The sequence below is a fragment of the Deltaproteobacteria bacterium genome (genome assembly GCA_009929795.1).
GTDB lineage: Bacteria > Desulfobacterota > Desulfovibrionia > Desulfovibrionales > Desulfomicrobiaceae > RZZR01.
In genome coordinates this window covers 1-19,429 of record RZZR01000021.1, presented here as the reverse complement: position 1 = coordinate 19,429, position 19,429 = coordinate 1, and the positions used below count along the sequence as shown (strand labels likewise).

The 19,429-nt window shown below is 60.7% G+C and carries 15 protein-coding genes; 10 read left to right on the top strand and 5 right to left on the bottom strand.

The window, feature by feature from the left end; translation table 11 throughout:
- Positions 1 to 128 precede the first annotated feature (128 nt).
- The 3 genes from EOM25_04160 (at position 129) to EOM25_04150 (ending at position 5,218) form a co-directional block, all read left to right on the top strand.
- Positions 129 to 533, top strand: coding sequence for a prepilin-type N-terminal cleavage/methylation domain-containing protein (locus EOM25_04160; protein ID NCC24385.1), 405 nt, complete (start codon positions 129 to 131; stop codon positions 531 to 533).
- Between the two features lie 501 nt (positions 534 to 1,034).
- The gene (locus EOM25_04155; protein NCC24384.1) at positions 1,035 to 2,045 is read left to right on the top strand and encodes an HlyD family efflux transporter periplasmic adaptor subunit; all 1,011 of its coding nucleotides are present in this window, start codon (positions 1,035 to 1,037) and stop codon (positions 2,043 to 2,045) included.
- Positions 2,042 to 5,218: an efflux RND transporter permease subunit gene (locus tag EOM25_04150; GenBank protein ID NCC24383.1), complete on the top strand. Its 3,177-nt coding sequence runs from the start codon at positions 2,042 to 2,044 to the stop codon at positions 5,216 to 5,218. The genes EOM25_04155 and EOM25_04150 overlap by 4 nt, the downstream gene beginning before the upstream one ends.
- Before the next feature lie 23 nt (positions 5,219 to 5,241).
- Here the strand turns inward: EOM25_04150 and EOM25_04145 are convergent, their stop codons facing one another.
- Positions 5,242 to 6,417 carry an SGNH/GDSL hydrolase family protein gene (locus tag EOM25_04145; protein ID NCC24382.1) on the bottom strand — a complete coding sequence of 392 codons (1,176 nt, stop codon included), beginning with the start codon at positions 6,415 to 6,417 and terminating at the stop codon, positions 5,242 to 5,244.
- Positions 6,418 to 6,477: 60 nt separating this feature from the next.
- On the opposite strand from EOM25_04145, the gene EOM25_04140 reads away from it, so the two are divergent.
- The 4 genes from EOM25_04140 to EOM25_04125 all read left to right on the top strand — a co-directional run bounded on the left by EOM25_04140 (position 6,478) and on the right by EOM25_04125 (position 11,751).
- Positions 6,478 to 7,107, top strand: coding sequence for an MBL fold metallo-hydrolase (locus EOM25_04140; GenBank protein NCC24381.1), 630 nt, complete (start codon positions 6,478 to 6,480; stop codon positions 7,105 to 7,107).
- A 121-nt stretch (positions 7,108 to 7,228) separates the two neighbouring features.
- Complete coding sequence (locus EOM25_04135; protein ID NCC24380.1) at positions 7,229 to 7,975, top strand: transporter substrate-binding domain-containing protein; 747 nt, start codon at positions 7,229 to 7,231, stop codon at positions 7,973 to 7,975.
- A 147-nt stretch (positions 7,976 to 8,122) separates the two neighbouring features.
- Positions 8,123 to 8,800, top strand: a complete 678-nt coding sequence (locus EOM25_04130; GenBank protein NCC24379.1) for a CBS domain-containing protein — start codon at positions 8,123 to 8,125, stop codon at positions 8,798 to 8,800.
- Between the two features lie 239 nt (positions 8,801 to 9,039).
- A complete protein-coding gene (locus EOM25_04125; protein ID NCC24378.1) occupies positions 9,040 to 11,751 on the top strand; it encodes a DUF1565 domain-containing protein in 2,712 nt (903 codons plus the stop codon).
- 98 nt (positions 11,752 to 11,849) lie between these two features.
- On the opposite strand, the gene EOM25_04120 is transcribed toward EOM25_04125, so the two are convergent.
- The 4 genes from EOM25_04120 to EOM25_04105 form a co-directional block, all read right to left on the bottom strand.
- Entirely contained in the window at positions 11,850 to 13,523 is a 1,674-nt protein-coding gene (locus EOM25_04120; protein NCC24377.1) for a hypothetical protein, read from the bottom strand.
- Between the two features lie 160 nt (positions 13,524 to 13,683).
- Positions 13,684 to 14,352: an energy-coupling factor ABC transporter ATP-binding protein gene (locus EOM25_04115; protein ID NCC24376.1), complete on the bottom strand. Its 669-nt coding sequence runs from the start codon at positions 14,350 to 14,352 to the stop codon at positions 13,684 to 13,686.
- Positions 14,349 to 15,044: an ABC transporter permease subunit gene (locus tag EOM25_04110; GenBank protein NCC24375.1), complete on the bottom strand. Its 696-nt coding sequence runs from the start codon at positions 15,042 to 15,044 to the stop codon at positions 14,349 to 14,351. The genes EOM25_04115 and EOM25_04110 overlap by 4 nt, the downstream gene beginning before the upstream one ends.
- Before the next feature lie 54 nt (positions 15,045 to 15,098).
- Positions 15,099 to 15,929, bottom strand: a complete 831-nt coding sequence (locus EOM25_04105; protein NCC24374.1) for a tungsten ABC transporter substrate-binding protein — start codon at positions 15,927 to 15,929, stop codon at positions 15,099 to 15,101.
- Between the two features lie 302 nt (positions 15,930 to 16,231).
- Here EOM25_04105 and EOM25_04100 point away from each other — a divergent pair, with 302 nt between their 5' ends.
- The 3 genes from EOM25_04100 (at position 16,232) to EOM25_04090 (ending at position 19,297) form a co-directional block, all read left to right on the top strand.
- A complete protein-coding gene (locus tag EOM25_04100; protein NCC24373.1) occupies positions 16,232 to 17,335 on the top strand; it encodes a hypothetical protein in 1,104 nt (367 codons plus the stop codon).
- A gap of 78 nt (positions 17,336 to 17,413) precedes the next feature.
- Positions 17,414 to 18,886 (top strand): DUF853 family protein, encoded by a 1,473-nt coding sequence (locus EOM25_04095; GenBank protein ID NCC24372.1) that lies wholly within the window; start codon positions 17,414 to 17,416, stop codon positions 18,884 to 18,886.
- A gap of 12 nt (positions 18,887 to 18,898) precedes the next feature.
- Positions 18,899 to 19,297, top strand: a complete 399-nt coding sequence (locus tag EOM25_04090) for a diacylglycerol kinase (GenBank protein ID NCC24371.1) — start codon at positions 18,899 to 18,901, stop codon at positions 19,295 to 19,297.
- The last annotated feature ends 132 nt before the right edge of the window (positions 19,298 to 19,429 follow it).

Genomic DNA, 19,429 nt, shown 5'->3' with positions numbered 1-19,429 from the left:
CGACGCTTCGAACCGCTTCAGGCCGCACCCGACAATCCCTTGTTTCAGCTTCATTTTCTCAAACACTGGACATTCGGCACGACCCTTGCTAGAAAGAAGGCCACTTTTAACCCTAATCAACTTCAAACATGTATGGGAGGTTTTTTATGCGCAAGGCTCAACAGGGTTTCACCCTCATCGAAATCATCGCCGTTTTGGTCATCCTCGGTATCTTGGCGGCTGTGGCTGTGCCAAAATTTCTTGATCTTCAAACGCAAGCACGAATTAAATCCTATGAAAATTTAGTAGCCGCCTGTCAGTCCGTACTATCTATGAAATATGCAGAAAATTTACTCATTGAAAACGGAGATGTTGATGATGCTTGGACAGCTATGGCTGGTAACGCAACAAATTTGTGCCAAGCAAATATCGTTCTTGATGGTTATGATGATGTTGAAGCAGGTGATATCGCAGTTTCAGGAGCCACTGACCTAACAATTACTGTAACTGGAGATTCAGGCTCAGCCAGTGGAACTCTAACAGATCCAAGATAAATCAATATAAATATTGCCGGGAATGCAATTGCATTCCCGGCAATATTTATGAAATATTTCTGTTTTCTACATAACTGTTTTTCGATTTTTTTAAAATGTCTTCGGTGTAAAATTTGACATAGATATATTGCCCATTCCAACACCGAAGAGCAGCGATATCGACATCGGCCTCTTTGTCACCCATTTGGATGACGATTACCTGAAAACAATGCAACGACTCTTCCCCCGCCTCGACGTCCGCATCGAACCCCATCTCTTTGTCTCCGGCCACGACACCCTCGGCTTCGCCGACCACGTCGCCCGAACCGGCCAGGCCCTGTAGGCCGCGCTGTTTGTTTTCGGTCGATTCTCAAAACCGGCCGGCTCGCTCCTTCCTCCAGCTCCCCGCAAAAGATAATCGATTCTATTATTTAATTGACGCCTTTGGCATTGCCATGAACCGACATTGTGGGATATGAAGCCACCGCACATTCGGCCCGGAAACCTCCGACCCCACATGCCATGACATTTCGAACAGCCTGCCTCCCGGCCCTGGCCTGCCTGATTGCGGCCCTTGCAACCCCGGCCCTGGGGCAAGACTGCCCCGAGACCTTTACCGCTCGACCGGCGGTCACCATCACCAGCCACGTCGGCTTCACCCGGGCCAGAACGGCCATGGACATCGTGGCCGAAACCTCCCAAAAATGCCTGGAGGTTTTATCCGACATCGGCGACCCGGTTCCCGGTGACGGAGTCTTCGCACGGCTGGACCCGACCTTTGTCGATCTCCGCCTGCGGGCCAACGAGGCCGAGCGCAAACGCATCGAGAACCGCGTCTCCCATCTGGAGACCGAATTCGACCGCTACCGCCGCCTTTTGGAGGGCGAGCAGACCTCGCAATCGGCCTTTGACGCCCGGGAGCAGGAACTGGACCAGGCCCGCCTGGCCCTGGAATCCCTCGCCGTGGACCGGGCCGTTCTGGAGGAGGAGCGCCGCCGCCATCAGGTCAAGGCCCCGGCCGGATGGGCGGTCATGGACCGCAGGGTCGAGCCCGGCCAATGGGTGTCATCGGGCACGGTCCTGGCCCGGGTCGGAGACATGGGCACCCTCATCGTCCCCTTTGCCCTGGCCCCGGAGGAAATTCGCCTTCTGGAGGACTTGCCCGGACCGAGCCTGACCCTCCCCGACTACGGCAGACTCCGCGTCCCGGCCTCCATCCTGCGGATTTCCCCGGCCTTCGACCCCCAGACCCGCAAGGTCAATGTGGATCTCGTGGTCTCCGAGGGCCTGCCCCTTCGCCGCGAGGGTCTCCGGGCCGTGCTGGACCTGCCCGCCCCGGACCCTTCGGGCGCGGTCCTGGTCCCGGTCTGCGGCCTGGAGGAACGCTACGAGGAACACTACCTGCTGACCCCCGAGGGCCGGGCGGTCCGGGTCATGCTCCTGTCCGTGGCCGACGGCGCGGCCCGGGTTTCATCTCCCGAGGTCCGGCCAGGCCAGACCTTTGTCTCACCCACCTCCCGCCCTAGCCAATGAAGAATCTGCTCCGCTTCACCCTGACCCAGACCGTCTTCGTCAATCTGGTCTTTGTCATGCTCATGATCGTCGGGGCCTTTGCCGTGCTCCGCATGCCAGTGGAGCGCTACCCCAACGTCAACTTCGGCAAGGTCGTGGTCTCCACCTACTTTCCCGGGGCCTCGCCCCAGGACGTGGAGAATCTGGTCACCCGCAAGATCGAGAAGGCCCTGGACGGCATGGAGGACGTGGAGTTCGTCCGGTCCACCTCCTACCGGGAGCGATCCAGCATCATCGTCAAATTCGTGGACGACACCGACTACGACCGGCTCTACGACGAACTCCGTTTTCGGGTCCAGGGCACGGTCAAGGACCTTCCCGAGACCATCGACCCTCCGGGATTCACACTCATCGACGTCAATGAATGGCTGCCCGTGATCACGGTCAACCTTTTGGGAGACCGGGAGAACCGGGCCCTGTCCCTCATCGCCGAGGAACTTCGCATCCCCCTGGAGGCCATTCCCGGGGTGAACAAGGTCACCCTCCAGGGCGAGTACGTCCGTGAATTCCACGTCATGCTGGACCCGGACCGCTTGGCCGGGCTGGGGCTGACCTTCGACGACGTGTCCGCGGCCCTGCGCTCCGACAACCTGAGCGTTCCGGCCGGAGACTTCAACCGAAACGGCCAGTTCGCCGTGGCCGTGGACGAGAAGTTCCGGACCCGGCGTCAGGTCATGGACACCGTCATCCGGACCGACGCCGACGGGACCTTCGTCCGGGTCTCGGACGTGGCCACGGACGCCCGCCTGGCCTACCGGGACCCTTTTGTCGTCGCCTCGGTCAACGGCCGGGACTGCGTCAGCCTCCACGTGGTCAAGTCCGGTTCCGGCAACGCCCTGACCATCTACGACCAGGTCATGGAGGTCTTGGACGACTTCCGGGTCCGGTTCGACCGGGAGGGGATCGAGACCGTCCTGACCAACGACTCCACGGTCAAGGTCAAGGACTCCATGCGTACCCTGGGATCCAACCTCCTGGTCGGCATCGTCCTGGTCTTCGGCCTCATCTGGGCCTTCATGGGCCTTCGCAACGCCGCCCTGACAACCGTGGGCATCCCCTTCGCCTTTTTGACCACCATGGTCGTCATGTATCTGACAGGCAATTCGGTCAACGAAATCAGCCTGTTCGCCTTTGTCCTGGTCTCGGGCATCATCGTGGACGACGCCATCATCGTCGTCGAGAACATCTACCGCCACATCCAGACCGGCAAGGCCCGTCTGGAAGCCGTCATCGACGGCACGGCCGAGGTCCTGCTGCCCATCGTGGCCGCCACCCTGACCACCGTGGCCGCTTTCCTGCCCATGCTGATCATGACCGGGTCCACGGGGGAGTTCTTCGCCATCATTCCCAAGGCCGTGGCCTTCGCCCTTGTGGCCTCGCTCCTGGAGTGCCTGATCATCCTGCCCAGCCACGTTCTGGAATACGGCCCGGGCACCCCCAGGGCCGAAGAGACCTCCAAGGAATTTTTTCTTCTGGCCTGGACCCGGAGCCTTACCAATGTCCTTCTCGGTCTGACCCTCCGCTTCCGGTTCACGAGCATCGTCGTGGTCACTCTGCTCCTGGCCGGGGCCGTAGCCATCTTCGGGCTGTCCCTGTCCGGTCAGGCCTCTCTCATCCGGATCAAGTTCTTCCCCGACGACTACTCCCTCTACTACGTCAACCTCGACGGGCCCGTGGGCACCACCATCGATCAGGTCTCGGACCGCCTCAAGGATGTCAGCCGGACCATCATGGACGACGGCCCGAACATGGCCATGTCGGCCTCGGCCTTTGCCGGATTCTACCTCAGCGAGGACTACGAGACCATCTTCGGTGACGGCCTGGGCATGATCCAGGTCACCCTGCCCTCCACCCGGGACCGAATCTTCGCCGACCATCCGATCAATGATCCCCTGGCCCATTTGGACGCCATGCGAAGCAGGGTCGAGGCTCTCCTGGAAGGCTCGGGCTTCAAGGTAGAGATCCGGGCCGAAAAGGACGGCCCCCCGGCCGGCAAGGACATCAGCGTCCGGGTCGTGGGCACCAGCGACGACTCGGTCCGGGCCCTCAGCCGCGATGTTCTCGACTTTCTCCGGACCGACACCCGGACAGGTCCCGGCCTAGTCGAACTGGGCGACGACCAGGGCCGACCCATCCGGGTCTTCCGCTTCTCGGTCCTCAGGGACCGGGCCGCCGAGTACGGCCTGACCACGGCCCAGGTGGCCTCCCTGGCCGGGGCCGTTTTGGACGGCCGCTATGTGGGCACCTTCCGCATGTCCGACGAGGACATCGACCTGAAGCTGTCCATCGATCCGTCCGCCCTGGACAGCCCGGCCAAAGCCCTGGACATGCCCCTTCGGGAGCTTCCCCGGGGCACGGTCCGCCTTGGCGATATGGCCGTCGGGTCAACGGCCCTGGAACCCGGATTCCTAAACCGCTTCAAGAACCAGCGGTCCATCACCATCACGGCCAATATCCGGCATGGCTCGGCCCTGTCCGTCCCGGCCGTGACCCGGCAGATCACCGAACACTACCAGGCTAACCGGGACCGCTATCCCGGGGCCAGCCTGGATTTTTCCGGCGAGTTCCAGTCCACCCGGAATTCCTACACCTCCCTGTCCTACGCCTTTGTCATCGCCATCCTGGCCATCTATTCCATTCTGGCCGTCCAGTTCCGTTCCTATCTCCAGCCCCTGATCATCCTCTCGGCCGTGGTCTTCGCCCTGATCGGCATGATCTATGGGACCTTCCTGGCCCAGACCCTGTTCACCATCAACAGCTTCATCGCCGTGGTCGGGGTCACCGGAGTGGTCGTCAACGACTCCCTGGTCCTCATTGAGTTCATCAACAAGCTCTACGCCGCCGGACTGTCCCGACGGGAGGCCATCCTCGAAGGAGTCCGGGTCAGGCTGAGGCCCATTCTCCTGACCACCTTGACCACCACTCTCGGACTCCTGCCCATGGCCCTGGGCATCCCGGAATACTCCGTGGTCTGGGGGACCATGGCCACGACCTTTGTCACCGGTCTATGCACCTCGACCTTCCTGACCATCGTCATGGTCCCGGTCCAATGGGACATCCTGACCCAGGCCCGGGAGTGGCTGGACCGCCGCCGGGGACGCGAAACTGAAGCCTTGGTCGACCCGAGACCCTGACATGGAAGTCCGGAGGGCCGGTCTCACTGTCCCCCGAGAGAGAAACGCTCCATCTCGTCCAGACGCTGGAGGTACTCCTCCTGGTACAGGGGGCCGTTGTCCGTGAAATCCTTGGCGGCCATCCTGTGCGCCCGGCACCACAAACCAAGCGCCGGGTTGGGCTTGACCCGGCCATAGGTCCTGATCATATGCAGGGTGTTGTGACAGACCGGAGTCAGCCGTCGCGTCCGCACCAGCAGTTCGGTGTAGTCCGTGTCCAGATCGTGGAAAAAGGCCCCGACCGCACGGGCGCAATGATAGTTTGCCCCGGACGAGAGCAGGGCGAGCATTGCGTCCTCGCTCAGACGCCTGGGCCGCCAAGCCACGTTCCATTCCTCGGGAACGGACTCCCCGGAGCGATATCGGATGCGGCCGATCTCCATGAATTCGACCAGCCTGTCGGCCAGCACCGGCCACATGGAGCCAATATGCTCCACGTCCCTGCTGGCCTGGACGCCCGTGACCCTGCCCCGGTCCTCCCGAAGTGTGAATTTCAGAAACGGACAATGGGCCTCAATGCTCTTTTCAGATTTCTGCCAGATTCCGGCAAACAGCCTGTCCAGTTCCACGACGTGGACCCCCGGCAATTCCCGCATCCAGGACCGGGCCGTTTGTAAGGCCTCCCCGGCCATCTCCCCCCATCCCTCGAGGTAGGAGTACGGATCCGGACCGAAAGCTGGATGGTGCGACAAACGGACCACAACCACGACGTCCACCCCGGGAAACCGACTGAGAAATTTTTCGAGCATGTCCCGATAGCGTTTCATGTAGGTTGCCGGATTGCCCCTGATCATGCCGAAGCGATCCTTCATCCAGGTCTCGAACCAGGGAATCAGCTCCCAGGACTTGGCATCGACGAAAAAGACATACTTGTCCGTCTGGTGCATGAACAGCGGGCTGTTCTCATGAAATAGGTTCATCACGACGAGCCTTGGCGGCCGATCGTCCGAAGAAATCATCTCGAACTGGTTGACTAGACTCCGCCCATGAAAAAAGGACTCGAGATCCCGGGCCAGAGGGCCAAGCTCTGCCGGAATGTACCCTGGGGAGCTGGCGTAGGTGAAAGGCGAAGCCAGGACCCGGTACTCGCATTCATGACCCTTCCCGGCCATGGCCCGGGAGAGGAAGTCCATTTGACAGTTGCCGAGAAAGTACAGCATTGACGATCCTCGATTAGTTCACAAACCAATAACCGGCCCATTCGGCCGGGGAGACACCGATTGAAGTCATTATTCGTGGAAACCATTCCGGTGGGACCGCTCAAGACGAATTGCTACCTGTGCAGTTGCGGAACCGAGGCGATCCTCATCGATTGCGGCTCCAATCCGGCACCCATAGCCGAGAGCATCGCGAACAGGCAACTGAATCTGAGGGCCATGTACCTGACGCATTTGCATCTGGACCACGTCGGGGGCGTGGCCACTATCCAGGCCATGACCGGCGCCGAGGTCTACGCGAGCAAAAACGACGGCTACCTGGCCGACGTGCCCTTCGACAAGGGAGGGGCCAGAGAACTTGGCCGACTGGCAAATTTCGAATTCCAGGACATCGCCCCCGGCCGTCATATCGCTCTCAGTCAGCCCATGATCGTTCTCGACACACCCGGCCACACCCTCGGAAGCCTGTCCTACTTCTTCCCCATGTCCGGGTGCGTGTTCGTGGGCGACCTCATTTTTATGCTATCCGTCGGGCGGACCGATTTTCCCGGCGGCGAAAGCAAAACCCTGCTCAAATCCATTGAAAACCGGATTTTCATCCTTCCCGGTCAGACCAGAATCTACCCTGGCCACGGCCCCATGACCACTGTCGAGCATGAAAAAAGAAACAGCCCGTTCTTTAAGACTAAATAGCCCGCCTTCGGACAAGGCCTCCGACTTCACAGGCTTTGACTCGTCCTCATTCGACGAATCCGATCCAATCACCGGTCACATGTCGGCGGTTGACCCGCCCAGTCCCCTCTGGCAGAAGTGAATGATGATCGGCAGAATCCTGTGTTCCTTCCTGGCCGGGACCCTGACCACTCTGGGCTTTTTTTTTGGCCAAGCCCTGGCCGAACCGAGTCTTGAAGTCCGCGTGGTCACCGAGAGCTGGGAACCCTATAACTACGAGAAAGACGGCCGGGTTGTGGGTCAGGCCACCGAAGTCGTCCGGGCCGTTCTCAACGCGGCCGGCATCGGCATCACTGGCGGACGAATCGAGCTTCTGCCCTGGCCCCGGGCCTACCGCATCGCCACCACCGAACCCGACACCCTCATCTATACCATCCTCTGGACTCCGGAACGGGAGGACCTGTTCTCCTGGGTCGGACCCATCGTCCCGGCCGAGGAATTCCATCTCTACAAGGACGCCCTGCGCGACGACGTCCTGGTCCAGGTTGTGGACGACGCCCGAAAATATCTCATCGGCATCCTTCGCGACAGTGTCCACGCCGACTATTTCCAATCCCGAAACTTTCCTCCGGAATCCATTCGTCCCGTGGCCAATCAGGAGCAAAACTTGGCCATGCTCCTAGCCGGTCGGGTGGATCTGATCGTGGACGTGGAATCGACCCTGGCCCTTCGCGCTGCCCGGATGAATCTGCCCCTGGACCGCTTCCAAAAAACCCTCTTCCTCTTCCGAAACAATCACTACATGGCCTTCAGCCCGGGCACGGACCCGGAAATCGTCCGGCGGACCACCCAGGCCCTGGCCGAAATCATGGCCGGGCAGGAAGATTGATCAGCGACGACCCAATGAGGTGATCGAACGTTCCAGCGGCGGAATTCAACCGGGAGTCCCGGGTTGACAAGGCGGTCTTTTTGGGTCCAAATGGCCGGAATTCGATGGGATTCATGAATTGATCAGCATGACAGCAGGAGGCAAGCAATGCTTATCCGTGATTGGATGACCAGGGACGTGATCACCGTGGCCACGGACACGTCCATGATGAAGGCTTCGAAACTTCTCAAGGAACACGACATCAGGCGGCTCCCCGTGGTCGACGACAAGGGAACCCTCCTTGGCATCGTCACCGACCGGGACATCAAGGACGCCTCCCCGTCCAAGGCCACGACCCTGGATGTTCACGAACTCTACTATCTTTTGTCCGAGATCAAGATCAAGGACATCATGACCGCCAACCCCTACACCATCCATGTCGACGACACCGTGGAAAAGGCCGCCGCCGTCATGCTCGACAAGCGGATCTCGGGCCTGCCGGTCCTCGACGACCATGACAAGGTGGTCGGAATCATCACCGACACAGACGTCTTCAAGGTCCTGATCAACATCACCGGCGTCTACCTCGGCGGGGTCCAGTTGGGCCTCAGGCTGCCCAACTCCCAGGGCTCCCTAAAGGCCGTCCTGGACGACCTCCGAGCCGGCAAGGCCAGGATCATCAGCATCATGACCGCTTACGGTCAAACCGACGCCGAGCACCGCGACGTCTACATCCGCATCCACGACATGGAAAAATCCCTGGAAAACAAGCTGGAGGAGGAATTGCGGGCCAAATATGACCTGACCTATTGGGTCCGGGACAACATCAACCCCACCGTCCTGTAGATCGACCCTCTTCCAAAACTTCAAGACCCCGGCCCGGCCGGGGTCTTTTCGTTTCAGGCATCGGAACGGCCTTGACGGCCTCCGCAACCTGACTCGGTTATTGCCTCTTCCTACGGTGAACATGCGAAAGGAGCCAAAAATGTTTGGCCCAAAGACATGCCCCTGTTGCGCGGCTCGGCACTGTGTGCCATGGTCTTGCCATGCAACTCCACGTGCCGCCGAACCAAGGGGAAGGCCTCATGCCCAGAAAGCTTCTTGTTCTCTTGACCACTCTGATCTGCACGGGGCTGCTCTGGCCCGCAAGTCAAACCAAAGCCGCCATCCACTTGGTCGGACCGGGTCGGCCATATGCCGATCTTCAGGCCGTGGCCCCCATCCTCGAACCCGGAGATTTGGTCGAGGTGGCCGGCGACGCCGTCTATCCCGGAGATGTGGTCTTCACCCGATCCGGCACCGAAGAAGCCGTCATCACCATCCACGGAACGGCCGTGAACGGAAAACGTCCGGTCATCTCCGGGGGCGCCAACGGAGTGACCTTTGCCACGCCCTGGCCCTACACCGGCCCCGGAGCCGACCACTACGTTTTCGAAGGTTTCGAGGTCACCGGAAGCACTGTCCGGGGCATCTTCCACCAGGCCCACGATCTCCTCGTCCGGGATGTCGTCGTCCACGATTGCCCGGCCCACGGCATCCTCGGGGCCGACGACGGCTCCGGCACCCTGGTCCTCGACCGGGTCGAGGTCTATGGATGCGGCAGCGGCGACAATCGCCACCAGATCTACATGGCCACGGACGAAGCCAACCGCCCGGGCAGCGTCTTTCGCATGCAGTTCTGCTACATCCACGACGGAAATGGCGGCAACAACGTCAAGTCCCGGGCCGAGCGAAACGAGATCTACTACAATTGGATCGAGGGGGCCTACTATCACGAACTGGAACTGATCGGCCCCGACGGAGGCGACCCGGGCCTGAAGCGGGAGGATTCCGATGTCGTCGGCAATGTCGTCTGGAAACGAAACGACGCCTATTTCGTCCGGGTCGGAGGCGACGGTACCGGGGAGACCAACGGCCGCTACCGCTTCGTGAACAACACCTTTCTGAACGTCTCCACTGTCGGCTCCCGGGCCGTCTTCCGACTCTTCGACGGGTTGGAGAGCATCGAGATGCACAACAACGTCTTTTACCGACCGGGAGGGCTGGACATCATTCGCGACGTGGAGGCCCAGTGGTCCAGCGGCAACCCCCAAATCGCCGGACAGAACAACTGGATCTCCACCGGATCGACCACCGTGCCCACGGTCTGGACCGGAACCATCTCCGGGACGAACCCCGGATTCGCCGATCTGGGCGGGAAAAACCTTCGTCCCGAAGCCGGGAGCCACCTTGTCGGGGCCGGGACCGACACCCCCACCGGCCCGGACGGCTACGAATTTCCAAATCCCCTCTTTCCTCCGGCCTTTCATCCTCCCACAGGGCAGGCCATCGCCCGGGGCGAAGAGGAACTTCGCCCCCAGGTTTCCCTCCCGGCCATCGGGGCCTTTGAGGCCGAGTGGTATCTGTGCGTGGACGACGACAATCTGACCGGGACCCAGGACGGCTCGGCCCGATCGCCCTACCGGACCCTCCAGGCGGCCATCGATATGGCCGGCAAAGGCTACTCCATTCGTGTGGCCCAGGGAACCTATGCCGGCAACATGGTCGTGGCCGACAAGGCCCTGCGGCTCCTGGGTAGATACGCCGGGGCCACCTCCGCGGTCTATGCCGCCGGCCAAAGCGGCGATTTCCTCACCCGCAACCCGGCCGGACTGACCAGCACCATCAGTGCCGGATCCGGGTCCGCGGCCGTGACTCTGCGCGACTTCGGAGCATCCTGGACCACCATTGACGGGTTCACCATCACAGGCGGCCAGCGGGGCATCGAGATGGACGACGACTACACTTGGCCGCCCCTTGAAAACGTGACCATCGCCAACAATCGGATTGAGAACAACGGGCTGTCCACGGACACCGGCATGATCGGCGGAGGGATCTATGTCAGCGGAAAGAACAATGTTTTGACCGGCAACACCATCAGCGGAAACCAGGCCGGACGCGGGGCCGGAGTGGGCGGAAACGCCGGGAATCTCCTCCTTTCCGGCAATGATATTGCCGACAACATCGGGTACGGTGATCACGGCGGAGGCGTCTACCTGGCCGGATCGGCCCTGGTCAGCGGCAACATCATTCGCAAGAACCGGACCGGCCAGGGCCTTGGTTATGGATGGGGCGGCGGGATTCTCATCCTGGGGCAGGCCGTGCTGAAACTCAATCTCATCCACGACAATCACGCCCCTTCCGTCGGCGGAGGGGTCTTTGTCGACGATGGCGCCGACGCCATTCTGGATCATGAACTGATCCACGCCAACACCACGAGCGCCCATGACAAGGGCGGGGCCGCCATCTATGTGGACGGCCTGAATGACACTGGTTCCCGGGCCCAGATCGTCCAGTGCACTGTGGCCGACAACACGTCTCCGGGGAGCACCGGAGGCAACGGTGTCTACGTCGAGGGAGACTCCACGGCCACGGTGATCAACTCGATCTTCTGGGGAAACGGTGACGATTTCTACGTGTCCGAAGACTCTTCCCTGACCACGTCCTACACGCTGTCAGGGGAGGCCTTGCCAGGAACGGGCAACATCTCCCAAAATCCCCTGTTCGTCGATGCCCCCGCCCGGAATTACCGGCTCCAATCAAAAGGCGGACACTATGTTCCCCAGACCGGAACCTGGGTTCGAGACACCAGACACAGCCCGGCCATCGACGCCGGAGACCCGGCCTGGCCCTACGGACTTGAGAGCCTGCCCAACGGCGGCCGTGTGAACCTCGGGGCCTACGGCAACTCGGCTCAGGCCAGCCGGTCCAAGGGGGGCATGGCCCAGCCGGGGTTATGGCTGCTCTTGTTGAACTGAAAAAACCTCGAGAAATACGTCAAAGCACCATCATGGCTCGATCATATGATGTCGGTTCATGGCGTGACCAAGATCGTGTATGATCGAAACCATCACCTTTAGGCCGACAGCAGGGAGAAAGCCCTCTTGACCAGGCGGGGCGAAATCCGGCTGAAGCGGTCGAAGTCGCAGGCGATCTCCAGGCCCGGGACCACGGCCCGGGCCACGGGCAGCCGCAGATCGGCCCGGGTCAGGTCGGCGTACACCGGCTCGTAGCCCCAGCCGGTCAACATCTCTTCAAGAAACTCCAGATCCTGAGCTGAATCCCCGGTGCTGAAATTCGGCAGGTCTTCGATACGCGTCACGGGCAGATCCGAAAGACCCGGGGCCGAGGCCGGGCCGTCCGGATAGGGCCAGGCCACCTCGGTCAAGGCCGAAACCAGGGCCCGGCGGCCGTCCAGTCCGGCCCCGGCGGCCTGGACCACGTTACCGTCCTGTCCGACGACAAAGGCTCTGTAGCAGGGCAGGCCGAACTCTGTGGTCATGTCCTGGAACCGGACGTGAACCCCTCTGTCCTCGTAGTCAGCCAGAAGCGGCCCCAAAACCGGATCATCGGTCTCGACCCGGAAACACCGGTTCGGATCAAAGGGGGTCACGGCATCGGCGTCCCGTTCCAAAACCTCCAGGAGCCCCCGCAACCTGGCCCCGGCCATGGTCGAACCCGAGGCCAGACCCGTGGATCCAAGGCCTCCGAACAGGCAGACCTCGCCCAGATCGGCAAAGAGAAAAACGATCTGGAAGGGGATCAGAACCTCGTTCCCTCGGACATCTTGAGCCGGCATCCAATGGAGTTCCTCGTCGGCGTAGGGAACTTCGGTTCGAAGGAGCCCCGGATCCAGGGCCAGACGCCCTTGGGCGGTCAGTTCGGAATGCCGGGCCTGGATGAGCGCGGTCGGCTGCCTGAGCCCGGAGACCATGCCGTTCTTGACGCCTGCAAAGGACGAGGCCCGCTCAACGATCTCCATGGCAAGGGAGACCCGGGCCTCCTCCCAGGAAAGCCCCCGCCCGTAGCTGGTCATCAACCCTTCGAACTTGTAGCGGACCAGGCCGCTCTCGACGTTCACGGCCATGTTCCACTGCCGCTGCATGCCGCAGGGAGCCAGAGAGGCTTGGTGGCGCATCTCCGGCCCGGTGACGATGCCGTAGCCGTAGAGGCGTTCCATGGCCGCGGCGTAGACCTGGGCTGCCGAGGGCCTCTTCACGGATTCGGGTCTCGTTGCCCTGCGCTTCCAGACCTCGGCCGGACTCGGCCCCTGACGGATTTCCGTGCCGGCCGTCAGGACTTCGAGCTCCCGCCGAGATCCCGAGAGAGGGCGATGTTCAAAGATATTCTCCCGAAATCGGACCGACCAGGCCTTGTGAAGTCCCCGGTCGTTCAGGGCAAAATGTCGCAGGATCATCAGAGGGCTTGAGCTTGTCATCGATGGCCATTCCGGAGGAGCCAGACCTTCGCGGCCGTCCAGAAGGGACGCTTCGGCCACCAAAGTCAGCCCGGGAGGTTGCGGCCATCGGTCGGCCAGACTTCGCAAATCGTCGTCGCCAAGCCCTCGAATCAGTCCCAGGCAATGCTGATGGAGAAAGGTGTCCATGGGCCTGGCGGCCAAAAGATCAACCGCCTCGAATAGATCCACCGCCTGGACCGGAACAGGGGCAAAAAAGGCCACCCCATGACCGCTGTGGCTATGTCGAAGTTCGTACTTGAGCATTCCCTGCATCTTCCCCCTCTCAGCCATTTATGGTCACCTCGTCCATGGGCCTCCTCGCATTCGGACTTTCTTTCGATGTCGCGGGCATGGCAAAGCCATGGGCCAAAGTCAAGGTTGCCTTGAAATAATGGAAAAGTGTGGAGCTGAAGCGGAAAACGTGAATATCTGGGAATTGGGGGATGGCTCGCTAGGTCGGTCGAAAGTCCTCAACGATCTTGCCCCGCCGCAGACGAACCATTCGGTCGGCCACAGTCTGGAGCCAGTCCAGATCATGGCTGGCTATGACCAGGGACGTTCCCCACTCTTGACGAGCCTGAATGACCGCCTCCTGGACCAGGTTGGCGCTGTCCTCGTCCAGGCTGGCCGTGGGCTCGTCCAGAAGCAAAACCCTCGGCCTCAAGGCCAGCCGGGCGGCCAGGGCCACCCGCTGCCCTTCCCCGCCGGAGAGCTCCATCCAAGAACGACCGGCAAAGACCGCGGGATCGAGACCGACCATGGACAGGGATTCATCCACTCGCCTGATCAATTCCTGGCCTGAGACCTTTCTGAGGCGCAACCCATAGGCCACGTTGTCCCGGACCGAACGTTTGAGAAGCAATGGCGACTGGTCGAGCATGGTCACGTCCCGGGGAACGGCCCGGAAAAAATCCCATTGCCGGCCGCCCAGGAAGACACGACCCCGAACAGGGGCTTCCAGCAGGCAGAGAATGGCCAGCAGCGTGCTCTTGCCGCTCCCGTTGGGCCCGGCCAGGCCGACGACCTCGCCCTGGTTCAAAGAGAATTCGTCGACGGACAGAACCGTCCTTCCGTTGCGTTGCTGCTCGATCCCTCGAAGTTCGAGAACCGGACTGCTCATCGCCCGGCCCTCCGCCGCAGAAGCACCAACCCCACGTTCAGGACGAAGACGATACCCAGAAGAACCAGCCCCAGAGCAACGCCCATGGCAAATTCACCCTTGCCCGTTTCCAGGGCGATGGCCGTGGTGATGGTCCGGGTGTGCCATTTGATGTTTCCCCCGACCATCATTGAGATCCCGATCTCGGAAACAATTCGGCCGTAGGCGGCCACGCAGGCCAGAAGGACGCTGTACCTAATCTCCACCAAGGTGGTCAGCAGGACATCTTTTCGTCCGGCACCGAGCATGCGCAGGGTCGGCTTCAGCCGGGAATCGGTCTCCTCCACGGCCGTGGCCACCATGGCCATGATGATGGGCAGACCAAGGATAGTCTGGCCGATGGCCACCCCGGGCAGGGTGAAAAGCAGGCCGGTGTGCCCGAGAGGCCCCCGGGACGAGACCAGCCCGTAGACCAAAAGCCCGATGACCACCGTCGGAAAGGCCAGAAGCGTGTCCACGATCAGCCTGACGCCCCGCTTGCCCGGAAAGGTAGCGTGGCCGAGCAAAAAGCCAAGAGGAGCTCCCAGGGCCAGGCTGGCCGCGATGGACATGCTGGACACCGACAGGGTCGTTCTGATGGCGCTGTAGGTTGCCTCGTCTCCTGAAAACAGGAGATGGATGGCCTGTACCAGGCCGGAGATGAGATAGTCCATTGACGGCAGACGGCTCCGGGAGGAGCCCCCCGGAGCCGGACCACGGAATCGTCTTTACTTGGCGTTGGGGGTGAACAGGGGCTTGCCCATGAGCAGGAAGGCGCCGATAGCCTGCTGGCCCTCCGGACCGGCGATCCAGTCCGAAAATTTCGTGGCCAGGTCGTATTTGGCCTTGGGGCAGCGCTCTGGATTCACGGCCATGACGCTGTACTGGTTGAACAGGCCGGGATCTCCCTCCACAAGGATGACCAGGGGCGGATTACCCTTCATGGTGTCCTCGTACTTGATGAAGGTGCCCCGGTCGGTCAGGGTGTAGCCGTTCCGCTCCGCGGCCACGGTCATGGTCGGGAGCATACCCTGGCCGGTCTGCACGTACCAGGTTTCCTTTTCGGGAACGGGCATCCCCGACGATTTCCAGAGATCGATCTCCATCTGATGGGTTCCCGATTTGTCCCCCCGACTGACCATAACCGCCTGAGAGTCGGCTATGAGCTTCAGGGCCTCGGCCACGGACTTCTTGCGAATCCCTGCCGGGTCCGCAGTCGGGCCAATGATTACGAAATCGTTGTACATGACCTCCCGGCGGTCGACTCCGAACCCGTCGGCAACGTATTTCTTCTCGGCATCGGGAGCATGGACAAGAAGGACGTCCACGTCGCAGTTCTCTCCCAACTTCAGAGCCTTGCCCGTGCCCACGGCTGTCCAGCGCAGTTCGATGCCCGTGGCCTTGGTGAACAACGGAGACAAGATATCCAGCAGGCCTGTGTTGTCGGTGCTTGTGGTCGTGGCCATCATCAGGACCGGTTTTTCCTCCGCCGCCCAGGCCGGTGAAACCAGACCGGCCAACAGGACCAGCGCAGCCATGATCGCATACCCAAATTTCATGTCTTTTCCCTCCTTGTGTGGTTGATTGATTGAAATAATCTGATTATCTGTCGAAGTAGACATATGTCAATCACGACAAGGAAGTTTGAATACGATGCTGTCCTGAAACTGCGCTGATGCCGCGACAACCCGCCACCTTCCTTCGAAACCATTCGTTGACGATCAAACGCCCTCCCGGCTACGTACACTTCTGACCAATAATTGACGCCTAGTGCCACGCGAAGCACTCGTCTGGACACTTGCACTCGACAACCATAACTCTGCACGCAAAGCCCATTTTTGCCGCCCAAAAGAGACCTACCATGAAAAAATTCCTCGTGTTTTTTCACGCATGCGCCGCCCTGCTTGTTTTTTGCCCATGCCGTGCGGCTTCCGGGCAGAATGCCGTCTACGTCGACAGCGAATACGGAGCTTTAAAGGAAGTCATTGTCGGGCTCCCATACGGCAAGACGCCAGAACTGGACTGCCCATGGCTGCAGGAAACCCTGAAGGTGCTGCCGGAGGACGAGGCGGAATACACGCGGGCAACCGCCGGGCTTTCATGGGAAAAAATGATCCATCCCGTCAAGAAAAAGAGCGAGACGGAATTGCTTGAGGAAGAAAACCTCGAGTTGATTGCGGTCTTGGAAAGCCTCGGAGTCAAGGTCCATCGACCAAAACCGCTGACCGAGGACTTCATCGCCCAAAACTATGGAAAAGAAATCCTAGCCAACGGTTTCTCTCAGGACTTTCCTCGCGACAATATGATCGTCATCGGCAATCAGGTTATCGAATTCAATTTGCGCACTATGCTCCGGCGCGCCGACATTTCCGGGTTCAAGGACATCCTGACCGCGAAATTTCAGGAGGGCGGCATGAGATGGATATCCATGCCGCACGCAGCGCCCCTCGCCCAAACACCACCGAACGAGCCCGCCCTCGAAGGCGGCGATTTTGTGTTTGTCGGTGACACCCTTCTTTTGGGCAACACGAAGAATCCGTCGGTCGGCTCAAACGAAGCCGGTTACGAATGGATCAAGCGGACCGTCGGCAACGAATACAAGGTGGTCCGTGTGCCCCTTATCGAGAAAATTCTTCACCTTGATTGTGTATTGTCGATCCCCCGAAAGGGCCTCGCCATTGTTTGCGAAGAAGCATACGTGGATGGGCTACCGGACTGCATCAAAGACTGGGATTTGATCAAAGTGCCGCTGGAAGATGCGGCCCGGCTGGCGGTCAACGGCCTGCCAGTGGACGAGAAAAACTACATCATGTCGTACAACGACCACGTGAAAAATGATTTCATCCGAAAGCAACTGGAGCATCGTGGAGTCACAGTTCATCCAGTCTATTTCGGCACCCATAACGGCCAGGGCGGATCCATCCGCTGTGCCACGCAACCCCTCAAACGAACGTCATCGAAGTGACCGTTTTAAATATTCGACCCCAGTCTTTGAAAGCGTTTAGGGTTCTTGCAAAACTTAAACCGTAAGCGAGGGTAGCCAATGGACCGCATTCTCATCGGCCGGGGGCAGGACCCCGTCCATCTTCTGGCCAAATACGGCAACCGCCACGGTCTCGTGGCCGGGGCTACGGGCACTGGCAAGACCGTGTCCCTTCTCGTCCTGGCCGAGGGTTTTTCCCGGCTCGGTGTGCCCGTGTTCATGGTCGACGCCAAGGGCGACGTGTCCGGCCTAGCCGTGCCCGGTTCGCCCAACCAAAAAATCCTGAAACGGGCCTCTCAGATCGGCATGGATGACTACACTCCTGAAGGGAGTCCGGTGATCTTTTGGGATCTCTTCGGACAGTCCGGGCACCCTGTCCGGACCACGGTTAGCGAGATCGGGCCCACCCTCATTTCCCGAATCCTGGAACTGAATGACACCCAGGCCGGAGTCATGGACGTGGCCTTCCGTCTCGTGGACGACCAGGGACTGCTCCTTCTCGACCTCGACGACCTCCGTGCCGTGCTGACCTTCATGGCCTCGGAGCGCAAGGATATCTCGTCCACATACGGCCTGGTCAGCTCCCAGTCCATCGCCGCCATCCAGCGATCCATCCTGGCCCTTGAACAGCGGGGCGGCCGAAACCTCCTGGGTGAACCTGCCCTGGACCTGACCGACCTCATGCGGACCGACCTTTCCGGCCGGGGGGTCATCAGCATCCTGGCCGGGGAAAAGCTCATCCTCGAGCCCCGGCTCTACTCGACCTTTCTCCTTTGGCTCCTGTCGGAACTCTTCGAAAATCTGCCCGAAGTCGGAGATCTGGACAGGCCCCGGTTGGCCTTTTTCTTTGACGAGGCCCATCTCCTGTTCGACGACGCCCCCCCGGCCCTGCTGAAAAGGGTCGAGCAGGTGGTCCGTCTCATCCGCTCCAAGGGCGTCGGCGTCTATTTCTGTTCGCAGTATCCGGACGACATTCCGAACGACATCCTCGGCCAACTCGGCAACCGCATCCAGCACGCTCTGAGAGCCTTCACCCCCAGGGACCAAAAGGCCGTGAGGACTGCGGCAGAAACCTTCGTGCCCCGTCCCGGCCTTGACGTGGCCCGGGCCATCTCCAGCCTGGCCGTGGGCGAGGCCCTGGTCTCCACTCTGGGAGAACGAGGCATACCGTCACCGGTGGAGCAGACCCTCATCTGCCCTCCCCGCTGCCGCATGGGTCCGGCCACGCCAGAAGAACGAACCGCGGCCATACTCCGCAGCCCGGTGGGCATGAAATATGACCGACCCGTGAACCGCGAGTCGGCCTACGAGATCCTGACCCAGAAGGCCGCCGCCAAAGAGCAGGCTCCGCCAGCCAAGAATGATGGCAAAGACGAGGAACGGGGCTGGCTCGGCAATGTCCTCTGGGGCACGAACCGCCGCCAGGGCATGGTCGAAACCATGGCCAAGCAAGCCGCCCGGACCGTGGGCAGCACCATCGGCCGCCAGATCCTGCGGGGCATCCTGGGTGGAATATTGGGAACTCGAAAATAGCGACAAACTGATATGGCAACAAGCTCGACCTCATCTCCTCCTCCCAAGACCACCGGTTTGACCAGGCTCGTCCGGGCCATGGCCAACTCCCTGCGGGGGCTCAAACTGGCCGCAATCCATGAGGCCGCCTTCCGTCAGGAGCTTGTCCTGGCCCTGAGCCTGAGTGTTCTGGCCTTAAGCCTGAATCTGTCCCCGGGCCTACAACTCGCTCTGCTGGTCGGTCATGTCCTCGTGCTGGTGGTGGAACTTTTGAACTCGGCCATAGAGGCCGTGGTCGATTTGGCCTCGCCCGAGTTTCACGAATTGGCCGGACGAGCCAAGGACATGGCCAGCGCCGCTGTACTCCTGGCCCTTGGTCTGTCGGGAATGACGTGGATCTATGCTCTCTATGCGTTTTTTGGCGAGAGTTGACGGTCTACAAGGCGCACCCGGAAATCAGGTTTTGATCGGACAATTCATGGCCAGGACGTAGGCAGTTATGCCCTCCTCGGGCCAATGGCGGGCATGGAGAAAATCGAGGGTCTTGGAGGCCAGACAGAGTCC

Coding starts and splice junctions, on each gene's coding strand:
- EOM25_04100 (NCC24373.1), top strand. CDS start 16,232: ATGAAAAAATTCCTCGTGTTTTTTCACGCATGCGCCGCCCTGCTTGTT.
- EOM25_04125 (NCC24378.1), top strand. CDS start 9,040: ATGCCCAGAAAGCTTCTTGTTCTCTTGACCACTCTGATCTGCACGGGG.
- EOM25_04150 (NCC24383.1), top strand. CDS start 2,042: ATGAAGAATCTGCTCCGCTTCACCCTGACCCAGACCGTCTTCGTCAAT.
- EOM25_04145 (NCC24382.1), bottom strand. CDS start 6,417: ATGCTGTACTTTCTCGGCAACTGTCAAATGGACTTCCTCTCCCGGGCC.
- EOM25_04095 (NCC24372.1), top strand. CDS start 17,414: ATGGACCGCATTCTCATCGGCCGGGGGCAGGACCCCGTCCATCTTCTG.
- EOM25_04090 (NCC24371.1), top strand. CDS start 18,899: ATGGCAACAAGCTCGACCTCATCTCCTCCTCCCAAGACCACCGGTTTG.
- EOM25_04120 (NCC24377.1), bottom strand. CDS start 13,523: ATGGCTGAGAGGGGGAAGATGCAGGGAATGCTCAAGTACGAACTTCGA.
- EOM25_04130 (NCC24379.1), top strand. CDS start 8,123: ATGCTTATCCGTGATTGGATGACCAGGGACGTGATCACCGTGGCCACG.
- EOM25_04160 (NCC24385.1), top strand. CDS start 129: ATGTATGGGAGGTTTTTTATGCGCAAGGCTCAACAGGGTTTCACCCTC.
- EOM25_04105 (NCC24374.1), bottom strand. CDS start 15,929: ATGAAATTTGGGTATGCGATCATGGCTGCGCTGGTCCTGTTGGCCGGT.
- EOM25_04135 (NCC24380.1), top strand. CDS start 7,229: ATGATGATCGGCAGAATCCTGTGTTCCTTCCTGGCCGGGACCCTGACC.
- EOM25_04155 (NCC24384.1), top strand. CDS start 1,035: ATGACATTTCGAACAGCCTGCCTCCCGGCCCTGGCCTGCCTGATTGCG.
- EOM25_04115 (NCC24376.1), bottom strand. CDS start 14,352: ATGAGCAGTCCGGTTCTCGAACTTCGAGGGATCGAGCAGCAACGCAAC.
- EOM25_04110 (NCC24375.1), bottom strand. CDS start 15,044: ATGGACTATCTCATCTCCGGCCTGGTACAGGCCATCCATCTCCTGTTT.